Source organism: Streptomyces sp. NPDC031445, from assembly GCF_055581365.1.
Genome location: NZ_JBVIJO010000001.1, coordinates 865,124 through 885,745, shown reverse-complemented (window position 1 = coordinate 885,745; position 20,622 = coordinate 865,124). Strand labels below are relative to the sequence as shown.

17 protein-coding genes are annotated in these 20,622 nt (G+C 72.7%); 10 read left to right on the top strand and 7 right to left on the bottom strand.

Going from position 1 to position 20,622, the window contains the following annotated elements:
- Window position 1 precedes the first annotated feature (1 nt).
- The 3 genes from frc to ACZ5DC_RS03675 all read left to right on the top strand — a co-directional run bounded on the left by frc (window position 2) and on the right by ACZ5DC_RS03675 (window position 5,000).
- On the top strand, window positions 2-1,243 hold the full coding sequence (frc, locus tag ACZ5DC_RS03685) for a formyl-CoA transferase (protein WP_468648996.1): 1,242 nt from the start codon (window positions 2-4) through the stop codon (window positions 1,241-1,243).
- A 4-nt stretch (window positions 1,244-1,247) separates the two neighbouring features.
- The gene (locus ACZ5DC_RS03680) at window positions 1,248-3,392 is read left to right on the top strand and encodes an acetate--CoA ligase family protein (RefSeq protein WP_468648994.1); all 2,145 of its coding nucleotides are present in this window, start codon (window positions 1,248-1,250) and stop codon (window positions 3,390-3,392) included.
- A 210-nt stretch (window positions 3,393-3,602) separates the two neighbouring features.
- Window positions 3,603-5,000, top strand: coding sequence for an OFA family MFS transporter (locus tag ACZ5DC_RS03675; RefSeq protein WP_468648992.1), 1,398 nt, complete (start codon window positions 3,603-3,605; stop codon window positions 4,998-5,000).
- Window positions 5,001-5,316: 316 nt separating this feature from the next.
- Here ACZ5DC_RS03675 and ACZ5DC_RS03670 read toward each other — a convergent pair whose 3' ends face one another.
- The 4 genes from ACZ5DC_RS03670 to ACZ5DC_RS03655 all read right to left on the bottom strand — a co-directional run bounded on the left by ACZ5DC_RS03670 (window position 5,317) and on the right by ACZ5DC_RS03655 (window position 8,644).
- Window positions 5,317-5,994 (bottom strand): GntR family transcriptional regulator, encoded by a 678-nt coding sequence (locus ACZ5DC_RS03670; RefSeq protein ID WP_468648990.1) that lies wholly within the window; start codon window positions 5,992-5,994, stop codon window positions 5,317-5,319.
- A 135-nt stretch (window positions 5,995-6,129) separates the two neighbouring features.
- Window positions 6,130-7,077 carry a beta-ketoacyl-ACP synthase III gene (locus tag ACZ5DC_RS03665; protein ID WP_468648988.1) on the bottom strand — a complete coding sequence of 316 codons (948 nt, stop codon included), beginning with the start codon at window positions 7,075-7,077 and terminating at the stop codon, window positions 6,130-6,132.
- Between the two features lie 135 nt (window positions 7,078-7,212).
- The gene (locus tag ACZ5DC_RS03660) at window positions 7,213-7,341 is read right to left on the bottom strand and encodes an MFS transporter small subunit (protein ID WP_268744341.1); all 129 of its coding nucleotides are present in this window, start codon (window positions 7,339-7,341) and stop codon (window positions 7,213-7,215) included.
- Complete coding sequence (locus ACZ5DC_RS03655; RefSeq protein WP_468648985.1) at window positions 7,316-8,644, bottom strand: OFA family MFS transporter; 1,329 nt, start codon at window positions 8,642-8,644, stop codon at window positions 7,316-7,318. The genes ACZ5DC_RS03660 and ACZ5DC_RS03655 overlap by 26 nt, the downstream gene beginning before the upstream one ends.
- 246 nt (window positions 8,645-8,890) lie before the next feature.
- Between ACZ5DC_RS03655 and ACZ5DC_RS03650 the strand changes: the two genes are divergently transcribed.
- From ACZ5DC_RS03650 to fdhD, 5 genes are read left to right on the top strand one after another with little or no spacing between them, the layout of a single operon-like run.
- Entirely contained in the window at window positions 8,891-9,862 is a 972-nt protein-coding gene (locus ACZ5DC_RS03650; RefSeq protein WP_468648983.1) for a 2-dehydropantoate 2-reductase, read from the top strand.
- Window positions 9,859-11,778 (top strand): molybdopterin oxidoreductase family protein, encoded by a 1,920-nt coding sequence (locus tag ACZ5DC_RS03645; RefSeq protein WP_468648981.1) that lies wholly within the window; start codon window positions 9,859-9,861, stop codon window positions 11,776-11,778. The genes ACZ5DC_RS03650 and ACZ5DC_RS03645 overlap by 4 nt, the downstream gene beginning before the upstream one ends.
- A gap of 5 nt (window positions 11,779-11,783) precedes the next feature.
- Window positions 11,784-13,607 carry an NADH-ubiquinone oxidoreductase-F iron-sulfur binding region domain-containing protein gene (locus ACZ5DC_RS03640; protein WP_468649920.1) on the top strand — a complete coding sequence of 608 codons (1,824 nt, stop codon included), beginning with the start codon at window positions 11,784-11,786 and terminating at the stop codon, window positions 13,605-13,607.
- Window positions 13,604-14,464 (top strand): 2Fe-2S iron-sulfur cluster-binding protein, encoded by an 861-nt coding sequence (locus ACZ5DC_RS03635; protein ID WP_468648979.1) that lies wholly within the window; start codon window positions 13,604-13,606, stop codon window positions 14,462-14,464. Before ACZ5DC_RS03640 ends, ACZ5DC_RS03635 begins: the two co-directional genes overlap by 4 nt.
- 7 nt (window positions 14,465-14,471) lie before the next feature.
- Complete coding sequence (fdhD, locus tag ACZ5DC_RS03630; protein ID WP_468648977.1) at window positions 14,472-15,332, top strand: formate dehydrogenase accessory sulfurtransferase FdhD; 861 nt, start codon at window positions 14,472-14,474, stop codon at window positions 15,330-15,332.
- A 130-nt stretch (window positions 15,333-15,462) separates the two neighbouring features.
- Here the strand turns inward: fdhD and ACZ5DC_RS03625 are convergent, their stop codons facing one another.
- Both ACZ5DC_RS03625 and ACZ5DC_RS03620 read right to left on the bottom strand, forming a co-directional pair.
- On the bottom strand, window positions 15,463-15,984 hold the full coding sequence (locus tag ACZ5DC_RS03625; RefSeq protein ID WP_468648975.1) for an isochorismatase family protein: 522 nt from the start codon (window positions 15,982-15,984) through the stop codon (window positions 15,463-15,465).
- 19 nt (window positions 15,985-16,003) lie between these two features.
- Window positions 16,004-16,441, bottom strand: coding sequence for a MarR family winged helix-turn-helix transcriptional regulator (locus ACZ5DC_RS03620; RefSeq protein WP_189886858.1), 438 nt, complete (start codon window positions 16,439-16,441; stop codon window positions 16,004-16,006).
- A gap of 129 nt (window positions 16,442-16,570) precedes the next feature.
- Here ACZ5DC_RS03620 and ACZ5DC_RS03615 point away from each other — a divergent pair, with 129 nt between their 5' ends.
- Both ACZ5DC_RS03615 and ACZ5DC_RS03610 read left to right on the top strand, forming a co-directional pair.
- Complete coding sequence (locus ACZ5DC_RS03615) at window positions 16,571-17,515, top strand: quinone oxidoreductase family protein (protein WP_468648972.1); 945 nt, start codon at window positions 16,571-16,573, stop codon at window positions 17,513-17,515.
- A gap of 113 nt (window positions 17,516-17,628) precedes the next feature.
- A complete protein-coding gene (locus tag ACZ5DC_RS03610) occupies window positions 17,629-19,494 on the top strand; it encodes an exo-alpha-sialidase (RefSeq protein WP_468648970.1) in 1,866 nt (621 codons plus the stop codon).
- Here ACZ5DC_RS03610 and ACZ5DC_RS03605 read toward each other — a convergent pair.
- Window positions 19,444-20,484 (bottom strand): bile acid:sodium symporter family protein, encoded by a 1,041-nt coding sequence (locus tag ACZ5DC_RS03605; RefSeq protein ID WP_468648968.1) that lies wholly within the window; start codon window positions 20,482-20,484, stop codon window positions 19,444-19,446. The genes ACZ5DC_RS03610 and ACZ5DC_RS03605 overlap by 51 nt on opposite strands.
- Window positions 20,485-20,622: the final 138 nt, after the last annotated feature.

Sequence of the window (20,622 nt, the reverse complement as noted above, 5' to 3'; positions counted from 1 at the left end):
CATGACTGGAACGCCCACCAAGGCCCTGGCCGGCATCCGCGTCCTGGACATGACCCACGTCCAGTCCGGGCCGTCCGCCACCCAGCTGCTCGCCTGGCTCGGCGCCGACGTCGTCAAACTGGAGGCGCCGGCCGGCGACATCACCCGGGGGCAGCTGCGGGACCTGCCGGACGTCGACTCCCTGTACTTCACGATGCTCAACTGCAACAAGCGGAGCATCACGCTGAACACCAAGACCGAGCGCGGCAAGGAGATCCTCACCGAACTGATCCGGCGCTCCGACGTCATGGTGGAGAACTTCGGGCCGGGCGCGGTCGACCGGATGGGGTTCACCTGGGACCGCATCAAGGAGATCAACCCCCGGATCGTCTACGCCTCCATCAAGGGGTTCGGGGAGGGCCCGTACACCAACTTCAAGGCGTACGAGGTCGTGGCGCAGGCCATGGGCGGGTCGATGTCGACCACCGGCTTCGAGGACGGGCCGCCGCTGGCGACGGGGGCCCAGATCGGGGACTCCGGGACGGGGGTGCACGCCGTGGCGGGCATTCTCGCGGCGCTCTTCCAACGCGAGCGGACCGGGCGCGGGCAGCGGGTCAACGTGGCCATGCAGCACGCGGTGCTCAACCTGTGCCGGGTGAAGCTGCGCGACCAGCAGCGCCTGGCCCACGGGCCGCTCGCCGAGTACCCCAACGAGGACTTCGGCGAGGAGGTCCCCCGCTCGGGCAACGCGTCCGGCGGCGGCCAGCCGGGCTGGGCGGTCCGGTGCGCGCCGGGCGGCCCGAACGACTACGTGTACGTCATCGTCCAGCCCGTCGGCTGGAAGCCGATCACCGAACTCATCGGCCGGCCCGAACTCGCCGGGGACCCCGAGTGGGCGACCCCGGAGGCCCGGCTGCCGAAGCTGGACAAGATGTTCCAGCTGATCGAGGAGTGGTCGGCGACGCTCCCCAAGTGGGAGGTGCTGGAACGGCTGAACGCGCACGACATCCCGTGCGGCCCGATCCTGTCCACCAAGGAGATCATCGAGGACGCCTCGCTCGCCGCCAACGAGATGGTGGTCCGCGTCCCGCACCCCGAGCGCGGCGAGTTCGTGACCGTCGGCAGCCCGCTCAAGCTCTCCGACTCCCCCGTGGAGGTGACCGGTTCGCCCCTGCTGGGCGAGCACAACGAAGAGGTCTACGCCGGCGAACTGGGCCTCGGTGACGAGGAACTGCGCCTGCTGAAGTCGAACGGGGTGATCTGAGGTGATGGCCGAGGACCGGGTACTGCGGGTGCGGTCCCTGCTGGAGTCGGTGCGGGCCGAGGGCCGTACGGCGCTCACCGCGCCCGAGGGCCGGCTGGTCGCCGACGCGTACGGGATCGCCGTACCGGGCGAGGAACTGGCGGCGGACGTGGACGAGGCGGTGGCCGCGGCGGCACGTCTCGGCGGGCCGGTGGTGATGAAGATCGTCTCGCCGGACATCCTGCACAAGACCGAGGCCGGCGGGGTCGTCGTCGGGGTGGAGGGCGCGGCCGGCGTCCGTGCCGCGTTCCACCGGATCGTGGAGAACGCGAGCGCCTACGACGCCGGCGCTCGTATCGAGGGCGTGCTGGTGCAGGAGCTGCTCCCGGCGGGCGAGGAGGTCATCGTCGGCGCGGTCACCGATCCGGCCTTCGGGAAGGTGGTGGCGTTCGGGCTCGGCGGGGTGCTGGTCGAGGTGCTGAAGGACGTCACGTTCCGCCTCGCGCCGGTCTCCGCCGACGAGGCGCTGTCGATGCTGGACTCCATCCGGTCGGCGGAGATCCTGCGCGGGGTCCGCGGCCGGGCCGGTGTGGACCGGTGGGCGGTGGCCGAGCAGATCCGGCGAGTGTCCCGACTCGTCGCGGACTTCCCTGAGATCGCCGAGGTGGACCTCAATCCGGTGATCGCGACGGCGACGGGAGCGGTCGCCGCCGACATCCGGATCCTCCTCGCCGAGCGGCAGCCGGCAACGAGGAGGAAGTACACCCGCGAGGAGATCCTCGCCTCCATGCGGCGGCTGATGCGGCCCTCCTCCGTCGCCGTGATCGGCGCCTCCAACGAGCCCGGGAAGATCGGGAACTCGGTGATGCGCAACCTGGTCGACGGCGGTTTCGCCGGGGACATCCACCCGGTGAACCCGAAGGCCGACGACATCCTGGGCCGCAAGGCGTACAAGAGCGTCACGGACGTGCCCGGCGAGGTGGACGTGGCCGTCTTCGCCATCCCCGCCCGGTTCGTCGCCGCGGCACTGGAGGAGGTGGGGCGCAAGGGCGTCCCCAACGCCGTCCTGATCCCCTCCGGTTTCGCGGAGACCGGCGAACACGCGCTCCAGGCGGAGATCGTGGAGATCGCCGAGCGGCACGGCGTCCGCCTGCTCGGACCGAACATCTACGGCTACTACTCCACCTGGCAGGACCTGTGCGCCACGTTCTGCACGCCGTACGACGTCAAGGGCAAGGTGGCGCTGACCTCGCAGTCCGGTGGCATCGGCATGGCCATCCTCGGTTTCGCCCGCACCACCAGGACGGGTGTGTCGGCGATCGTCGGCCTCGGCAACAAGTCGGACCTGGACGAGGACGACCTGCTGACCTGGTTCGGCGAGGACCCGCACACCGAGTGCATCGCGATGCACCTCGAAGACCTCAAGGACGGACGGGCGTTCGTGGAGGCGGCCCGCGCGACCGTGCCGAAGAAGCCGGTCGTCGTGCTGAAGGCGGGCCGTACGGCGGCGGGCGCGAGGGCGGCCGGTTCGCACACCGGCGCGCTCGCGGGCGACGACGCGGTGTACGACGACATCCTCCGGCAGGCCGGGGTCATCCGCGCGCCGGGCCTGAACGACATGCTGGAGTACGCGCGCGCGTTGCCGGTGCTGCCCGCCCCGCGGGGCGACAACGTCGTGATCATCACCGGTGCGGGCGGCAGCGGTGTGCTGCTGTCGGACGCGGTGACGGACAACGGGCTGTCCCTGATGGAGATCCCGCCCGACCTGGACGAGGCGTTCCGCCGGTTCATCCCGCCGTTCGGCTCGGCCGGCAACCCGGTCGACATCACCGGGGGCGAGCCGCCGTCGACGTACGAGGCGACGATCCGGCTGGGCCTCGCGGACCCGCGCGTCCACGCCCTGGTGCTCGGCTACTGGCACACGATCGTCACCCCGCCGATGGTGTTCGCCGAACTCACCGCGCGCGTGATCGCCGAGTTCCGCGAGCGGGGCGTCGAGAAGCCGGTCGTGGCGTCGCTGGCCGGTGACGTCGAGGTCGAGGAGGCCTGCCAGTACCTGTTCGAGCGGGGGGTCGTGGCATACCCGTACACGACCGAGAAGCCGGTGGCGGTGCTCGGCGCGAAGTACCGGTGGGCGCGGGCGGCCGGGCTCCTGGGGGGCGGTTCATGAGCTGAGCGGAGCGGGGCCGGCCGGCGGTGCGCGCCGGCCGGCCCCGGGACCCGTCCGCGCACGAGAAGAAGGGCAGTCGGCGGCGAGGCGGTCGTCGTCGACGCGTGGGACCGCCACGGCCCCGGCGCTCTTCCCGGCGGCCCCGGGCAGGCCGGCGGCCCGGCGCATCGTCCCCAACCCGCACCCCCTCGGTGAGGAGATGGCACAAGCATGACGGCAGATCCACTCTCGGCCGACCTGCACGCCGCACCACGTCCCTATCGCGAGGTGACTGACTCGCACGGCCGCGTCTACCGCGTGGGCGAGACCGACCGGGACATCCTCGGCCATTCCCGCAAGCTCATGGTCTACCTGCCGTGGATCGCCATGATGGCGATCAGCGTCTTCGAGTACGCGTACGGCTCCGCGGAGGACACCCTCTCGCACGCGCACGGCTGGAGTCAGTCCGACACCTTCTGGATCCTCAGCGTCTGGGTGTTCTTCCAGGCCGGCATCGCCTTCCCGGCGGGCTGGCTGCGCGAGCGGGGCGCCCTGACCGCCCGCCGCGCGATGTACGCGGGGTCCGGACTGTGCCTGGCCGGGTTCCTGGCCCTGTCGCACCTGGACGACGTGTGGCTGGCGATCCTCGGCTTCGGCATGGTCGGCGGCATCGGCGCCGGACTGGTGTACGCGACGTGCATCAACATGGTCGGCAAATGGTTCCCCGAACGGCGCGGGGCCCGCACGGGCTTCGTCAACGGCGGCTTCGCGTACGGCTCGCTGCCGTTCATCTTCATCTTCAACTACGCCTTCGACATCGGGAACTACCACCGGGTCCTGGACCTCATCGGCGTCTACGTGATGATCGTCGTGTTCGCCTCGGCGTTCTTCTTCAAGGACCCGCCGAAGAACTGGTGGCCGGCGGACATCGACCCGCTCACCTTCTCCGGCGACAGCAAGAACGCCCGGTCGCTGGCGAAGAACCCGCCCGCGGTACGGCAGTTCACGCCCAAGGAGGCCGTCCGCACCGGGATGCTGCCCCTGATGTGGATCTCCATCGTGATGACCGCCGGCGTGTCGATCTTCGGCATCTCCTTCCAGGTCGACTTCGCCAAGGAGGTGGGCTTCGGCCCGCTGGTGGCGGCGTCCTCGATGGGGGTGATGGCGGTCGTCAACGGCATCGGCCGCGGTGTCGTGGGCTGGCTGTCGGACCGCTGGGGGCGCAAGACGACGCTCGTGTTCGTCATCGTCGTCCTCGGACTCGCCCAGTTCGGGGTCATCTGGGCCGGTGACGTCCGCAGCGAGTGGCTGTTCCTGTTCTTCGCCTTCCTCTCCGGCTTCGGCGGCGGGGCCTTCTACCCGATGTTCGCCGCGCTGACCCCGGACTACTTCGGCGAGAACTACAACGCCACCAACTACGGCCTGGTGTACAGCGGCAAGCTGGTCAGCGGCCTGTTCGGCGGCGGCCTCGGCTCGATGGTCGTCGGCGCCTGGGGCTACAACGGCGCCTACGCGCTGGCCGGAGGTGTGTCGATGGTGGCGGCGGCCCTCGCGCTCCTGCTGCGCCAGCCGGGCCGCACCGGCGGCGGCGAACCGGTACCGGCCGCGAAGCCGCACCCGGCCACCTGACCACGCGGTTCCCTCTGCGTGGGGCGCAACCGGTGTTCCCCCTCCCCCGGCCCGCTCGTCGGCCGCCGGAGGGGGAACTGCGCGTGCGGCTGCCCGCCGTGCCGACGGACCCTGGCCAACCGCCCGTCACCCGGCCCGGGTTCCGTCCCGGCCCGCGCCCTGCTCGTGCCTGCCGCCGCGGGCGCCCTTCACGGAAACGCACGGTCAGCGCGCATGTCGCTCGCAGTACCAAGCACCCCCACCCCCCGGCGAGGACACCACCCAACTCATGACCCGCCCCGTACCACCACGGCCGGCCCGCCGCGCAGGCGCACGGTCAGGTCGCGTTCCGCTCGTGGTACGAGCGTCGGGTGTGCTCGGTGTGCGCGCGCATCAGCTGGGTGGCGCGCTGCTCGTCACGGGCGGCGATCGCGGTGATCAGTTCGCGGTGCTCATGCCAGGACTGCCGGCCGCGCTGCCGGGCCACCGGCGTGTAGTACCAGCGGACCCGCCGGTCCACCTGGGCGGCGAGCCCGGCGAGGACGGTGTTGCCGGCCAGTTCCATCACCTTGGCGTGGAAGGCCGCGTTGAGGGCGACCGCGCGGTCCACGTCCTCGGCCGCCACCGCCGTCTCGCCCTCGGCGCACAGCTCCTCCAGCACGCCGATGCCGGCGCTGTCCGCGTGCGCGGCGGCCAGCCGGGCGGCCTCCGCCTCCAGCAGGGTGCGGACCGTGAGGAGCTGGTCGGCCTCCTCCTCGGTCGGCTCGTGCACGAACGCGCCCTGGGCGGGCCGCAGATCGACCCACCCCTCGGTGTTGAGCCGCTGCAGTGCCTCGCGCACGGGCTGCCGCGAGACGCCGAGGTGTCCGGCGAGTTCGCTCTCCACGAGGTGCTGGCCCGGCTGGAGAGCGCGGGTGGTGATGAGTTCCAGCAGCGCCTCGTACACGCGCTCACGCAGCGGACCCGGCCGCTCCAGCTTGGGTACCGCCCCCTGCGGCAGTCCGGTCGACAACATCGCGGTCCCCTCCTGGGCAGGTATGACGCGTGGGCCCTGAACGCTCGCTTCGGCTCAGTATCGATTGTCTTTCGTCTACAGTCTACGGTGCACAGTATTCAGCACCAGGCGTGCGGAAGCACGGGGGCGCCGCCGTCAGGGGCACCGCACGACCTGGCCGGCGTACGACAGGTTGCCGCCGAAGCCGAACAGCAGCACCGGATCGCCCGTGCTGAGCGCTCCCCGTTCAACCAGCTTGGAGAAGGCGAGCGGGATGCTGGCGGCCGAGGTGTTGCCGGACTCGGTGACGTCGCGGGCGACCACCGCGCCCACGGCGCCGAGCTTCTCGGCCAGCGGCTCGATGATCCGCAGGTTGGCCTGGTGCAGCACGACCCCGGCGAGGTCCTCGGGGGCCAGCCCGGCCTTCTCGCAGGCCTGGCGGGCGATGGCCGGCAGCTGGGTGGTGGCCCAGCGGTAGACGCTCTGCCCCTCCTGCGCGAACCGGGGCGGCGTGCCCTCGATCCGCACGGCGTGCCCCATCTCGGGCACCGACCCCCACAGCACCGGCCCGATCCCGGGCTCGCGGTCCGGCCCGCACGCCTCCACCACGGCCGCCCCGGCGCCGTCGCCGACGAGGACGCAGGTGCTGCGGTCGGTCCAGTCGGTGACGTCGGACATCTTGTCGGCGCCGATGACGAGCGCCCGGGTCGCGGCGCCCGCGCGGACGGTGTGGTCGGCGGTGGCGAGGGCGTGGGTGAAGCCGGCGCAGACGACGTTGACGTCCATCGCGGCCGGCCGCGGGATGCCGAGGCGGGCGGCCACCCGGGCGGCGGTGTTCGGGGAGCGGTCGATCGCGGTGGACGTGGCCACCAGCACCAGGTCGATGTCGGCGGGCCCGAGTCCGGCCGCGGCGAGGGCCTTGGCGGCGGCGTGCGCGGCCAGTTCGTCGACCGGTTCGTCGGGACCGGCGATGTGCCGGGTCCGGATGCCGACCCGGCTGCGGATCCACGCGTCGCTGGTGTCGACCATGCCCGCCAGGTCGTCGTTGGTGAGCACCTTGGCGGGCTGGTAGTGACCGATGGCGGCGATGCGCGAGCCGTTCATGCCGGGTATCCCCTCGTGCCGTGGGTAGCGGGATCCACAGTCTGATCAGTGACTCGCGAGTACGACGGCAGGTGAAGCCACAGGAATCGGCCGCCCGGGTTGTCGGCTTCGCCCAGGCACCCGGACGCCCGGACCTCACCCGGTGAACAGCTGTGTCGCCTTTCGCACCAGCTCGTACAGGCCGTAGGCGAGGGGTGTGCCCACCCACAGCCAGGCGAGGGCGATCAGGCCGCCGCGGCTAGGCGGGCTGCTGTCGCTGGGCATCTGCGGCCTCCCTCGGGGCGGGGACGTGGTGGCGGGGGTGGACGGGGCGGACGAGTTCGCCGGCGACGAAACCGACGACGAGCAGGCCGATCATGATGCCGAACGACAGCCCGTACAGCGACGGCCCGTGCTTGCCGGCCGCCTCCTGCCGGTCGGCGATCCAGTTGACGATCAGCGGCCCGAGCACGCCGGCCGTGGACCAGGCGGTCAGCAGCCGGCCGTGGATGGCACCGACCTGGTAGGTGCCGAAGAGGTCCTTCAGATAGGCGGGGATCGTCGCGAAGCCGCCGCCGTAGAAGGACAGGATCACCAGCGCGCACAGCACGAACAGCGGTTTCGAGGTGTCCCCGAACAACGCGATCAGCAGGTACATCAGGGCGCCCGCGCCGAGGTAGACGCGGTAGACGTTCTTGCGGCCGACCTTGTCGGAGGCGGAGGACCAGCCGATGCGGCCGGCCATGTTGGCGGCCGACAGCAGCGCGACGAAACCGGCCGCCGCCGAGGCCGACACGGGGGTGGAGCCGTCCGCGAAGAAGTCCGTGATCATCGGCGCGGCCTTCTCCAGGATGCCGATGCCGGCGGTCACGTTCGTGCACAGCACGACCCACAGGCACCAGAACTGCGGGGTGCGCACGGCCGCACGGGCGGAGACCCGCACGCCCTCGACGGCGCTCGGCCCGCTCTCGACCGGTTTCTCGGCGCGCGGCACGCGGACCAGCAGGACGCCGAGGCTCATGAAGGCGGCGTACGCCAGGCCGTGCACCAGGAAGGCGAGGGCGATGCCGTCGTTGTCGGAGCCGAAGGACTCGAGCATCTGGGCCGACCACGGCGAGGCGATCAGGGCGCCGCCGCCGAAGCCCATGATGGCGATGCCGGTGGCCATGCCCGGCCGGTCCGGGAACCACTTGATCAGGGTGGAGACGGGCGAGATGTAGCCGATGCCGAGGCCGATCCCGCCGACGAAGCCGTAGCCGAGGACGATCAGCCAGTACTGCTTCGTCCCCGCGCCGAGGGCGGAGATCAGGAAGCCGGAGGAGAAGCAGACGAGGGCCACGGTCATCGCCCAGCGCGGGCCCTTGCGCTCGACGAGGGTGCCGCCGAACGCGGCCGACAGGCCGAGCATCACGATCGCCACCTGGAAGGGCAGCGCGCTCTGGGTGCCGTCGAGACCCAGCGCGGATTCGAGCGGTGGTTTGAAGACGCTCCAGGCGTAGGCCTGGCCGATGGAGAGGTGGACGGAGAGGGCGGCGGGCGGGACGAGCCAGCGGCTCCAGCCCGGGGGTGCGACAGGGGGGCTGCTCATGACGCCGGACGGTAGGGCGGGGCACGGGAGCTGAGAAGGCGGCCGTCGACGGTATGCGGTGAACGGTATGCAGGCTGCGCTCAACGGTCGGCCGGCCGCGCGGCCCCCTCAACGGCCGCTGCGGGAACCCTTGCTGACGCCGACTCCATACTGTAGACAATATTTCGTCGACAGCATCCAGTGGACGTGTCCGCCGGGTCCCGTCGTCACCTCCGCGGTATCCCTCGAACCGAACGGAGCGTTGCTGTGAAAGTCGCAGTCCTCGGCGCCGGGGCCATCGGCGCCTACGTCGGCGCCGCGCTCCACCGCGCCGGCGCCGACGTGCACCTCATCGCCCGTGGACCGCACCTCGCGGCCATGAGGCGGTCCGGCGTCCAGGTGATCAGCCCGCGCGGCGACTTCACCGCGCACCCCCACGCCACCGACGACCCGGCCGAGGTCGGCCCCGTCGACCACGTCTTCCTGGGCCTGAAGGCCACCGCGTACGCGGCGTGCGGGCCGCTGATCGCACCCCTGCTGCACGAGCGCACCACGGTGGTGGCCGCGCAGAACGGCATCCCCTGGTGGTACTTCCACCGGCACGGCGGCCCCTACGACGGCCGCCGCCTGGAGAGCGTCGACCCGGGCGGCGCCGTCAGCGCGGTCCTCGCCCCCGAGCGGGCCGTCGGCTGTGTGGTCTACGCGGCGACGGAACTGAGGGCCCCCGGCGTGGTGCGGCACGTGGAGGGCACCCGGTTCTCCCTCGGCGAGCCCGGCCGGGGTGTCTCGGCGCGCTGCCTGGAGCTGAGCGGGGCGATGCGGGCCGGCGGACTGAAGTGCCCCGTGGAGCCGGACCTGCGCAACGACATCTGGCTGAAGCTGCTCGGGAACATCTCCTTCAACCCGATCAGCGCCCTGGTCCGGGCCACCATGCGGCAGATGTGCCGGCACGGCGGCACCCGCCAGGTGATCGAGACGATGATGCGCGAGACGCTCTGTGTCGCCGAGGCCCTCGGCTGCGAGGTGGGCGTCTCCATCGAACGCCGGCTCGCCGGCGCCGAACGCGTCGGCGACCACCGCACCTCCACCCTCCAGGACCTGGAGCGCGGCAAACCGCTGGAACTGGACGTGCTGCTCGCCGCCGTGGTCGAACTCGCGGAGATCACCGGCGTGCAGGTGCCCACCCTGCGCACCGTGCACGCCCTCTCGGACCTGCTCGCCCTGAGGAGCGCCGCATGAGGAACCGGCAACCGAAGACCTACACCCGGCTGACGCGTCCCCTGGTGCGCGACTCCCGTGACGAACCGTTCCGGGAGGCGGCCTGGCAGGAGGCGCTGGACCGTGCCGCCCGGGGCCTTCAGCGCAACCGGGGCGCGTTCGGGATGTTCTCCTGCGCCCGCGCCACCAACGAGATGAACTACGTGGCGCAGAAGTTCGCGCGGGTGGTGATGGGCACCCACAACGTCGACTCCTGCAACCGCACGTGCCACGCGCCCAGTGTCGCGGGGCTGTCGGCCGCGTTCGGCTCCGGCGGCGGCACGTCGTCGTACGAGGAGATCGAGCACACCGACGTCATCGTGATGTGGGGCTCCAACGCCCGCTTCGCGCACCCCGTCTTCTTCCAGCACGTGCTCAAGGGCATCCGGGGCGGCGCCCGGATGTACGCCGTCGACCCGCGCCGGACCGCCACCGCCGAGTGGGCGGAGAGCTGGCTCGGGCTCAACGTCGGCACCGACATCCCGATGGCGCACGCGATCGGCCGGGAGATCGTCCACGCCGGGCTGGTGAACGAGGCGTTCGTCGCGCGGGCGACCACCGGCTTCGAGGAGTACCGCAAGCTGGTCGAGCCCTGGACCCCGTCCCTGGCCGAGAAGGTGACCGGCGTACCGGCCCGCGCGATCCGGGAGCTGGCCCACGCCTACGCCCGTGCCGAACGCGCCCAGCTGTGCTGGACCCTCGGCATCACCGAGCACCACAACGGCACCGACAACGTCCGCGCGCTGATCAACCTCTCCCTGCTCACCGGGCACGTCGGCCGCTACGGCTCCGGGCTCCAGCCGCTGCGCGGGCAGAACAACGTGCAGGGCGGCGGCGACATGGGCGCCATCCCCAACCGGCTGCCCGGCTTCCAGGACATCCTCGACCCGGACGTCCGGCTGAAGTTCGAGTCGGCCTGGGACACCGTCATCCAGCCGCACCACGGGCTGAACCTGACGGAGATGTTCGAGGCGATGGAGGACGGCAGGCTGCGCGCGGTGTACTGCGTCGGGGAGAACCCGGCCCAGTCGGAGGCCGACGGCGAACAGGCCGTACGCCGGCTGAAGGCCCTGGACTTCCTCGTCGTCCAGGACATCTTCCTCACGAAGACCGCCGAACTGGCGGACGTGGTCCTGCCCGCGGCCGCCGGCTGGGCGGAGACCGAGGGCACCACCACCAACAGCGAGCGGCGCGTGCAGCGGGTGCGGCGGGCCGTCACCCCGCCCGGTGAGGCACGCGAGGACATCGACATCATCTGCGCGCTGGCCGCGCGGCTGGGCCACGACTGGAAGTACGCCGACGCGGAGGCCGTGTGGAACGAGCTGCGGTCGGTGTCCCCGGACCACTACGGGATGACGTACCGCCGGCTGGAGGAGCAGCAGGGCATCCAGTGGCCCTGTCCGAGCACCGGGGAACTCGAACCCCCTTTCCTGCACGGCCGGTTGTGGGAGCCGGACCCCGGCCGGCGGGGCAGGCCGGCGCCGTTCGGGCTGCTCCGGCACGATCCGCCGGTGGACCTCACCGACGAGGAGTACCCGCTCCGGCTCACCACCGGCCGGCGGCTGGACTCCTACAACACCGGTGTGCAGAGCGGCGGTTTCGCCTCCCCGCTGCGGCGCGGCGAGTACGTCGAGCTGTGCCCGGAGGACGCCGAGCGGTACGGGGTCGCCGTCGGCGAGGAGGTGCGGGTGTCCTCACGGCGGGGCTCGGTCGTGGCCCCCGTGTGGATCGACACGGCCCTGCGTCCCGGCCTCGCCTTCATGACCATGCACTTCCCCGACGAGGTCGACACCAACCGGCTGACCATCGAGGCGAACTGCCCGATCGCGGGGACGGCGGAGTTCAAGGCGTCGGCGATCCGGATCGAGAAGCTGCCCGCAGTGACCTATGTGAGGTGACCTTCGTGGACCTGCACTTCGGCGACGGCGAACCGACGGACGAGGAACGCGCCGCCGTGGACGCGCTGCTGGGCCCCCCGCGGTCCGCCTGGGAGGGCGCCGACCGCACCGACGCCGACCTGCGGTGGGCGCGCGGCGGCCGGGCGGCCCGCGACCGGCGCGACCTGCTGCTGCCGGGGCTGCACGCCCTCAACGACCGCGTCGGCTGGATCAGCGAGGGCGGCCTCGGCTACCTGTGCCGCAGGCTGACCGTGCCGCCGGCCGAGGCGTACGGGGTGGCCACCTTCTACGCCCTGTTCTCCGTCCGGCCGCGCCCCGCGACGGTCCTGCGCGTCTGCACCGACCTGGCCTGCCTGGCCGCCGGCGCCGAGGAGGTGTGCGCCGGGATCGAGGCGAGGCTCGGCCCCGGCAGCGGGGTGGGCGTCGAGCGCGGCCCGTGCCTGGGGCTGTGCGAACGCGCCCCGGCCGCGCTGGCGGTCCGGGCGGGCGACCCGGTGCGTACGGCGGTGTCGGCGCCCGCGTCCGCGGCGGAGGCCGTCGAGGCGGCGGGCGCACCGGACGCGGCGCCCGGGGAGCCGCCGGCCGTGGCGGCGGTGCCGCAGGCGGGCGATCCCGCGCTGACGCTGCTGCGCCGGATCGGCGTGGTGGACCCGTCCTCGCTGGACGACTACCGGGCGCACGGCGGCTACACGGCCCTGCGCCGCGCCTTCGCGCTCGGCCCGGCCGGGGTGATCCGGGAGGTGACGGACGCGGGCCTGGCCGGGCGCGGCGGCGCTGCCTTCCCCACCGGCCGCAAGTGGCAGGCCACGGCGTCCCAGCCGGACCACCCGCACTATCTGGTGTGCAACGCCGACGAGTCCGAGCCCGGCACCTTCAAGGACCGGGTGCTGATGGAGGGCGATCCGTTCGCGCTCGTGGAAGCGATCACCATCGCCTCCTACGCGGTCTCGGCGCACCGGGCCTTCGTCTACATCCGCGGTGAGTACCCCCGCGCGGTCCGCCGGGTGCAGCACGCGATCGACCAGGCCCGGGCCCGCGGGCTGCTCGGCGACGACATCCTCGGCCAGGGCTATCACCTGGACATCGAGATCCGGCGCGGCGCCGGCGCCTACATCTGCGGCGAGGAGACGGCCCTGTTCAACTCCATCGAGGGCCACCGCGGCGAGCCCCGCAGCAAACCGCCCTTCCCCGTGGAGAAGGGCCTGTTCGGCAAGCCGACCGCCGAGAACAACGTGGAGACGCTGGTCAACGTCCTGCCGATCCTGACCATGGGCGCTCCGGCGTACGCGGCGACCGGCACGGCGCGCTCCACCGGACCGAAGCTGTTCTGCGTCTCCGGCAGCGTGGACCGGCCCGGGGTGTACGAGCTGCCGTTCGGTGCCACGCTCGGCGAACTGCTGGGCCTGGCCGGGGTGCGCCCGGGGCTGCGGGCGGTGCTGCTCGGCGGGGCGGCGGGCGCCTTCGTACGGCCCGACGAGCTGGATCTCCCGCTCACCTTCGAAGGCACCCGGGAGGCGGGCACCACGCTGGGCTCCGGGGTGGTGACGGCCTTCGACGACACCGTGCCGCTGCCCCGGCTGCTGCTGCGCATCGCCGCGTTCTTCCGGGAGGAGTCCTGCGGGCAGTGCGCGCCCTGCCGGGTCGGCACCGTGCGCCAGGAGGAGGCGCTGCGCCGGATCGCGGACCGCGGCGGCGCCGGCGCCGCGGACGACATCGCCCTGCTGCGGGAGGTCGGCCGGGCGATGCGGGACGCCTCGATCTGCGGTCTGGGACAGACCGCGTGGAACGCCGTGGAATCCGCCATCGACCGTCTGGGGGCCTGCACATGACCGCGCTGCCGATCGGGGTGCCGCGCCGGCTGGTCGAGTTCACCCTCGACGGGCGCGAGGCCCGGGTCCCCGAGGGCGCCACCGTCCTCGACGCCTGCCGGGCCGCGGGCACGGACGTCCCGACGCTGTGCCAGGGTGACACCCTGCGCCCCAGGAACGCCTGCCGGGTGTGCGTGGTGGAGGTCGAGGGGTCGCGGACCCTGGTGCCGGCCTGCTCGCGCCGGGCCGAGCCCGGCATGGAGGTGCGCACGGACACCGAGCGCGTCCGGCACAGCCGCAAGATCGTCCTGGAGCTGCTGGCCTCCTCGGCCGACCTGTCGACCACGCCACGGGCCGCCGAGTGGATCAAGGAGTACGAGGCGAAGCCGGACCGTTTCGGCCCCGGAGCGGCCCGCCTGAACGACGAGCCGAAGATCGACAACGAGCTGTACGTGCGTGAATACGCCAAGTGCATCCTCTGCTACAAGTGCGTCGACGCCTGCGGCGACCAGTGGCAGAACTCCTTCGCCATCTCGGTCGCCGGGCGCGGTTTCGACGCGCGGATCGCCGTGGAGCACGACGCGCCGCTGACCGGCTCGGCCTGCGTGTTCTGCGGCAACTGCGTCGAGGTGTGCCCGACCGGGGCGCTGTCCGCCAGACGCGAGTTCGACCTGCGGGCGGCCGGCGACTGGGACGAGTCCCGGCAGACGGAGACGACCACCGTCTGCGCGTACTGCGGGGTCGGCTGCGCGCTCACCCTCCATGTGCAGGACAATGAGATCGTGAAGGTCACCTCGCCGCACGACAACCCGGTGACCCACGGCAACCTCTGCATCAAGGGCCGATTCGGCTACCAGCACGTACAGAACCGGGGCTGATCACACCATGGGACGAGTCACGGAACGACGCAAGGTCCTCCGCATCCGCGACGGGGCGGTCTCCACCCGGCCGGACACACTCGTCGCCGAGGAACCCCTGGAGATCCGGCTCAACGGCAAGCCGCTCGCGATCACCATGCGCACCCCCGGCGACGACTTCCCGCTGGCGGCGGGCTTCCTGGTCAGCGAAGGAGTCCTCGCCACGGCGTCCGACCTGCAGAACATCGTCTACTGCGCCGGGGCGACCGCGGACGGCTCGAACACGTACAACGTGGTCGACGTGAAGACCGCGCCCGGCGTGACGCTCCCCGACTTCACGCTGGAACGCAACGTCTACACCTCCTCCTCGTGCGGACTGTGCGGCAAGGCCAGCCTGGACGCCGTCCGCACGACCGCCCGCTGGCCCATCGCCGACACTCCCCCGCTCCGGGTCACCCCCGAACTGCTGGCGAGCCTGCCCGACCGGCTGCGGGCGGCCCAGCGGGTGTTCGACCGGACCGGGGGCCTGCACGCGGCGGCCCTGTTCGGCGAGGACGGGGAACTGCTGGACACCCGGGAGGACGTGGGCCGGCACAACGCGGTCGACAAGCTGGTCGGCCGGGCCCTGCAGAACGACGCCCTGCCGCTGTCCCGGACGATCCTCATGGTCTCCGGCCGGGCCTCCTTCGAACTGGCGCAGAAGGCCGTGATGGCGGGCATCCCGGTGCTCGCGGCCGTGTCGGCGCCGTCGTCGCTGGCGGTGGACCTGGCCGCGGAGACGGGGCTGACCCTGGTGGGCTTCCTCAGGGGCAGCTCGATGAACGTGTACGCCGGCCAGGACCGGATCGCCCTGCGGGAGACGGCCGCCCAGGGCCGACCTGGCGCGTGACGTCTGCTGCGTTCGCCTCGGGTGGCGCCTCAGCCGGTGTCGAGACCGGCGCGCCCCCTGCGCCTGGCTTCGCGGCCGACGCGTGGGGACAGGCGGACTTGGTGGGCCCTCGCCCCTTGTGCGGGCTGTCTCAGGCGAAGCCGATGTCCGTCGACCTCGTCACCGTGCCCAGCCTCGGGAAGTCGAGGCGTACCGACGCCTCGTGTTCGGCCGCGGTGAACGCCGCCATGGTGTCCTCGGCGAAGACCAGGTCGTAGCCGAGGTCGGCGGCGGCGCGGGCGGTGGACTCGACACCCAGGTTGGTGGCGATGCCGCCGAGCACCAGGGTGGTGACGCCGCGTGCGCGCAGCCGCTCGTCCAGGCCGGTGCCCTGGAAGGCGCCGAGGGTCCGCTTGACGACCTCCAGGTCGCCGTCCCGGCGCAGGCCGGCCACCAGCCCGCTGCCGGGCGGCTGTTCGGCGACCGCGGGTCGCTCGACCCGCACGAGGACGACGAGGGCACCGGCGCGGCGGAAGGCGGTCGCCAGCTCCTGCGCGGCGGCGAGCGCCTCGGTGCCGTCGCGGGGTTCCAGGGGCAGCGCGACGACGCGGTCCATCAGGTCGACGAGGAGGAGGGCGGTGTGCTGCGGATCCAGTACGGGAGCTGCGGTCATGACGGAACGTTAACCGTCGTCAGCCGTCCGTGCCGGAAATCCGGATCAACAGGCCCATGAACTGATCGCGTTCGGCGGCCGACAGCGGGGCGAGCAGTTCGTCGTTGGCCTCGCGGGCGGCCTTCTCGCAGCGCACGAGGAGACGGGCGCCCTCCTCGGTGAGGGACACGGCGTTCTTGCGCCGGTCGCGGGGGTCGGGGGCGCGCTCGACCAGACCGGCGGACTGGAGGTCGTTCAGGATGCCGACCACGTCCTTCGGGTCGAGGCGCACCCCGCGGCCGAGGTCCGCCTGGGCGACCGGCGCGAGGTCGCGGACGGCGGAGAGGACGACGTGGTGCCACATCTTCAGCCCTTCCGCCGCGAGCGCCTCGGCGACCAGGGCACGGCCCCGCGCGGCGGCCCGGCCGAGGAGCCAGCTGGGCAGGGAGCGGATCGCGGGCAGGGGTGCTTCGGCCATGACGGCAGCCTAGCCGAGGAATCGTTGGACTTCCCAATGAACCGTGCCCTACCGTTGGGCCCCCCAACGATTTCATGGGTTCTCCCGACGATTTCCCGCGCCGGGTGCTCCCGGCCTCTGGAGGTTGCGATGCGTCGCGTCCGGTACGAGTCCACCGGTGGCCCCCTGTTCGTCGAGGAGGTGCCCGTCCCCGTACCCGGCCCCGGTGAGCTGCTGGTGCGCTGCGCGGCCGTCGGCGTCACGCTGCCGGTGGTCCGCAAGGTGACCGGGGCCGCCGAGCCGGTGCCGCTGGGCGGTGAGATCGCGGGCGAGGTCGTGGCGGCCGGCGCGGGCGTGACCCGCTTCCGCCCCGGCGACCGGGTGACCGGGCTGTGCTTCGGGCACGGGTACGCCGAGTACGCCCTGCTGCACGAGGGCATGGCCTCACCGGTGCCGGACGGCGCCGACGCCGTGACCGCGGTGGCGCTGGTGCGCAGCGGTCTGGTGGCTCGGGGGGCGCTGGAGGCGGCCCGCCTCGCGCCGGGAGAGTCGGTCCTCGTCACGGCGGCGGCGAGCGGCGTGGGGCATCTCGCGGTGCAGCTGGCGCGGGCGCTGGGCGCGGGGCGGGTGCTGGGGGCCGTGTCCGGCCCGGGGAACCCGCAGGCCGCGGCCGGCCGGACCAAGGCGGACTTCGTGCGCTCGCTCGGCGCGGACGGCTGTGTGCGGTACGGCGACGGCAGCTGGGGCGATCCCGTGGACTGCGTCCTGGACGCCGTCGGCGGCGACCTGCTCACCCCGGCCCTCGCCGCGCTCGCCCCGCACGGCCGCCTGGTCGCCTACAGCTCCGGCGGGGGCACCGTCCAGGCGTACGACCTGCTGGTGGGGGCCAAGTCGGTGATCGGCTTCCAGCTGGCGCTGATCGCCCGCGGCCGGCCGGAGCTGTACGAGCGGTGGCGGCAGGAGCTGTGGCGGCTGTTCGCCGAGGGCGCCCTCAAGCCCGCCGTGCACGGGGAGTTCGCCCTGGAGGACGCGACGGCCGCGCACGAGGCGGTCACGGGCCGGGCCAACCTCGGCAAGGTGGTCCTGCGTCCCTGACCGTCGCACGCTTCTTGTGACCCGCGCCACCGCCCACTACCGTTCAGGGGACGCACGTCGGACGTGGGATGTCCGGATGTCCAGATGTCCGGCCGAGGAAGGGCAGGTCGTCCGTGCTGTCAGGTCTTCGCGCCCGTCTCGGACCCGCACTCGTCACCGCCGCCGGCCTGGTCCTGCCGTTCCTCCCGGCTCATCCGGCGCACGCCCGGCCGGCGGGCGGTTCCCCGGCGTTCGAGCAGCAGGTGCTGTTCAAGGCCGCCCAGGACCCCGGGTACGCGTGCTTCCGCATCCCGGCGGTCGTCCGGACGGCCGACGGCACCCTGCTGGCGTTCGCCGAGGGCCGGGTCCTCAACTGCGGGGACGCGGCCGACATCGACATCGTGCTGAAGCGTTCCGCCGACGGCGGGCGCACCTGGGGTCCGTTGCAGGTGGTCAACGAGGGCGCCGGCGACACCCACGGCAACCCGGCCCCGGTCGTGGACCGCGCCACCGGCCGGGTCTGGCTGGCGGAGACGTACAACACGGGCCGTACCGACAGCGCCAGTTGCACGGTCCCCTGCGACCGCACCCCGCACCTGCAGTACAGCGACGACGACGGCCGGACCTGGTCGCCGCCGCGCGACCTGAGCCCCGAGATCCTGCCCGCCGACTGGAACTCCTGGTACGCCACCGGTCCCGTGCACGGCATCCAGCTCACCCGCGGCCGCTACGCCGGGCGCCTGCTGTTCGGGGTGAACACCGAGACCTGGGACGGCAGCCGGGTCACCGCCAACCACGCGGCCCTGATCGTCAGCGACGACCACGGCGGCCACTGGCGGACCGGCGCCACCGACACCTGGCCCGTCGCCGCCGACGGCACCTTCCGGCAGAAGCCCTCCGAACTCACGCTCGCCGAGCGCGGCGACGGTTCGGTCCTGGTCAGCGGCCGGGAGCAGGACGGCACCGATCTCGGCCACCGCACCCAGGCCGTCAGCCGCGACGGCGGGAGCAGCTTCAGCGCGCCCTTCCGCGGCCTGCCGGATCTGTACGCCCCGCAGGTGCAGGGATCGCTGCTGCGGCTGGGCGACCGCCTCCTGCTCGCCTGCCCCGGCGATCCCGACCGGCGGCGCACCATGATGATCCGCTCCTCCTACGACGGCGGCCGGACCTGGGACGCCGTCGACCGCGGCACGGTGGTCACCACGGACTGGTCCGGCTACTCCGACCTGGTGCGCGTCGGCTCCGGCACGGTCGGCCTGCTGTACGAGGGCGGCGCGGTGGACGCCCGCGACGAGATCCGCTTCGCCCGCTTCACCGAGGACTGGCTGACCCCGCGCCGCGGCCCCGACCCGGTCACCGCCGACCTCGCCCCGCACGCCCGGCCGGCGGCGGTGCTGGGCGGGCCGGCGGGGACGGACGGGGTGTCCGGGGGCGCGCTGGAGTTCGACGGCACCGACGACGCCGTACGGGTGCCGTACCGCACCGGCCTCCCGCTGGGCACGAAGGACTTCACGGTGTCGCTGTGGTTCCGGTACACGGCGACGGCCGGCGAGCAGCCGCTGCTGTGGATGGGCGGGATCGGCACCAGCCAGCCGCAGGTGTGGCTGCGCGGGGAGCCGGCGGACCACCGGGTGCGGGGGCTGATCACCGTGCGGGACGGGGCCGCCCCGCCGCAGACCGCGGCCGTGCGCACGGACACCGCGTACAACGACGGCCGGTGGCACCACGCCGTGCTCCGCCGTGGCGGGGGCCGGCTGTCGCTGTCCGTCGACGGTGCGCTGTCCTCCGCCGCCGACGTGCCGGGCTCCGTCAGCCGCAACTCCCCCTTCGGCGTGCACCTCGGTCAGCGCATGGACAGCCGTGCCTTCCTCACCGGCGCGCTGGACGAGGTGCGCGTCTGGGACCGGGCGCTCACCGACGCCGAACTCGCCGACCCGAAGGTGCTGCGGTCACCGCAGGACACGGTCCTGTGGCTGCCCCTGGACCGCGTGCGCGGCTGACGCGCCGGCCGCGTCCGCGGCCTCCGGGTCGCGGGCGCGCCGCTTGGCGATGACCGCGCACACCATCAGCTGCATCTGGTGGAAGAGCATCAGCGGCAGGACGGCCAGCGAGGCGTGGCTGCCGAACAGGACGCTCGCCATCGGCAGCCCGGAGGCGAGGGACTTCTTCGACCCGGCGAACTGGATGGCGATCCGGTCCTCCCGGCCGAAGCCGAGCGCCTTGGCGCCGTACCAGGTCAGCACCAGCATCAGGGCCAGCAGGACGGCCTCGACGCCGAGCAGTCCGGCGAGCCGCACGGGGCTGACCTGGCGCCAGATGCCCTGGTTCATGCCCTCGCTGAACGCGGTGTAGACGACCAGCAGGATGGAACCGCGGTCGACGAGCCCGAGGACCTTCTTGTGCCGGGTGACGAACCCGCCGATCCAGCGCCGCAGCAGTTGCCCGGCGAGGAACGGCACCAGCAGCTGGAGCACGATCTTCACCACCGAGTCGGCGGAGAACCCGACCGCCTCACCGCCGAGCAGCCCCGCCGCGAGCAGCGGCGTGAGGACGATCCCGGCGAGGGAGGAGAAGGAGCCGGCGCAGATCGCGGCGGGCACGTTGCCCCGGGCGATCGAGGTGAACGCGATGGACGACTGGATGGTGGAGGGCACCAGCGTCAGGAACAGCAGACCCTGGTAGAGGGGCTGGGTCAGCAGGACCGGGACCAGTCCGCGCGTGGCGAGCCCGAACACCGGGAAGACGACGAAGGTGCAGGCCAGGACGGTGACGTGCAGCCGCCAGTGTTTGAGCCCGTCCAGCGCCTCGCGGGTGGACAGCCGGGCGCCGTAGAGGAAGAAGAGGAACCCGATCGCGGCCGTGGAGGCGCCGGAGGTCACGTCGGCGGCGGTGCCCCGGGCCGGCAGGAGCGCGGCGAGACCGACCGTGCCGAGCAGCAGCACGATGTACGGGTCGATCGGCATCCAGGCCGGCCAGCGCAGGCGTTTCACGGTGCTCCGATTGCTGTGGGTGACGTGCGGTCGCGGGCCCGCGGGGCCCCCGTCGATTGTCCTCCTCGGGCCGTTGATCGGGAATCCCGGATACCGCTCTGACTGTCATCGCGTTCGGTGATGACCCCGCTAGGCTCG

Coding starts and splice junctions, on each gene's coding strand:
- ACZ5DC_RS03680 (WP_468648994.1), top strand. CDS start 1,248: ATGGCCGAGGACCGGGTACTGCGGGTGCGGTCCCTGCTGGAGTCGGTG.
- ACZ5DC_RS03675 (WP_468648992.1), top strand. CDS start 3,603: ATGACGGCAGATCCACTCTCGGCCGACCTGCACGCCGCACCACGTCCC.
- fdhD (WP_468648977.1), top strand. CDS start 14,472: ATGGGACGAGTCACGGAACGACGCAAGGTCCTCCGCATCCGCGACGGG.
- ACZ5DC_RS03655 (WP_468648985.1), bottom strand. CDS start 8,644: ATGAGCAGCCCCCCTGTCGCACCCCCGGGCTGGAGCCGCTGGCTCGTC.
- ACZ5DC_RS03645 (WP_468648981.1), top strand. CDS start 9,859: ATGAGGAACCGGCAACCGAAGACCTACACCCGGCTGACGCGTCCCCTG.
- ACZ5DC_RS03670 (WP_468648990.1), bottom strand. CDS start 5,994: ATGTTGTCGACCGGACTGCCGCAGGGGGCGGTACCCAAGCTGGAGCGG.
- ACZ5DC_RS03625 (WP_468648975.1), bottom strand. CDS start 15,984: ATGACCGCAGCTCCCGTACTGGATCCGCAGCACACCGCCCTCCTCCTC.
- ACZ5DC_RS03615 (WP_468648972.1), top strand. CDS start 16,571: ATGCGTCGCGTCCGGTACGAGTCCACCGGTGGCCCCCTGTTCGTCGAG.
- ACZ5DC_RS03665 (WP_468648988.1), bottom strand. CDS start 7,077: ATGAACGGCTCGCGCATCGCCGCCATCGGTCACTACCAGCCCGCCAAG.
- ACZ5DC_RS03660 (WP_268744341.1), bottom strand. CDS start 7,341: ATGCCCAGCGACAGCAGCCCGCCTAGCCGCGGCGGCCTGATCGCCCTC.
- ACZ5DC_RS03620 (WP_189886858.1), bottom strand. CDS start 16,441: ATGGCCGAAGCACCCCTGCCCGCGATCCGCTCCCTGCCCAGCTGGCTC.
- frc (WP_468648996.1), top strand. CDS start 2: ATGACTGGAACGCCCACCAAGGCCCTGGCCGGCATCCGCGTCCTGGAC.
- ACZ5DC_RS03635 (WP_468648979.1), top strand. CDS start 13,604: ATGACCGCGCTGCCGATCGGGGTGCCGCGCCGGCTGGTCGAGTTCACC.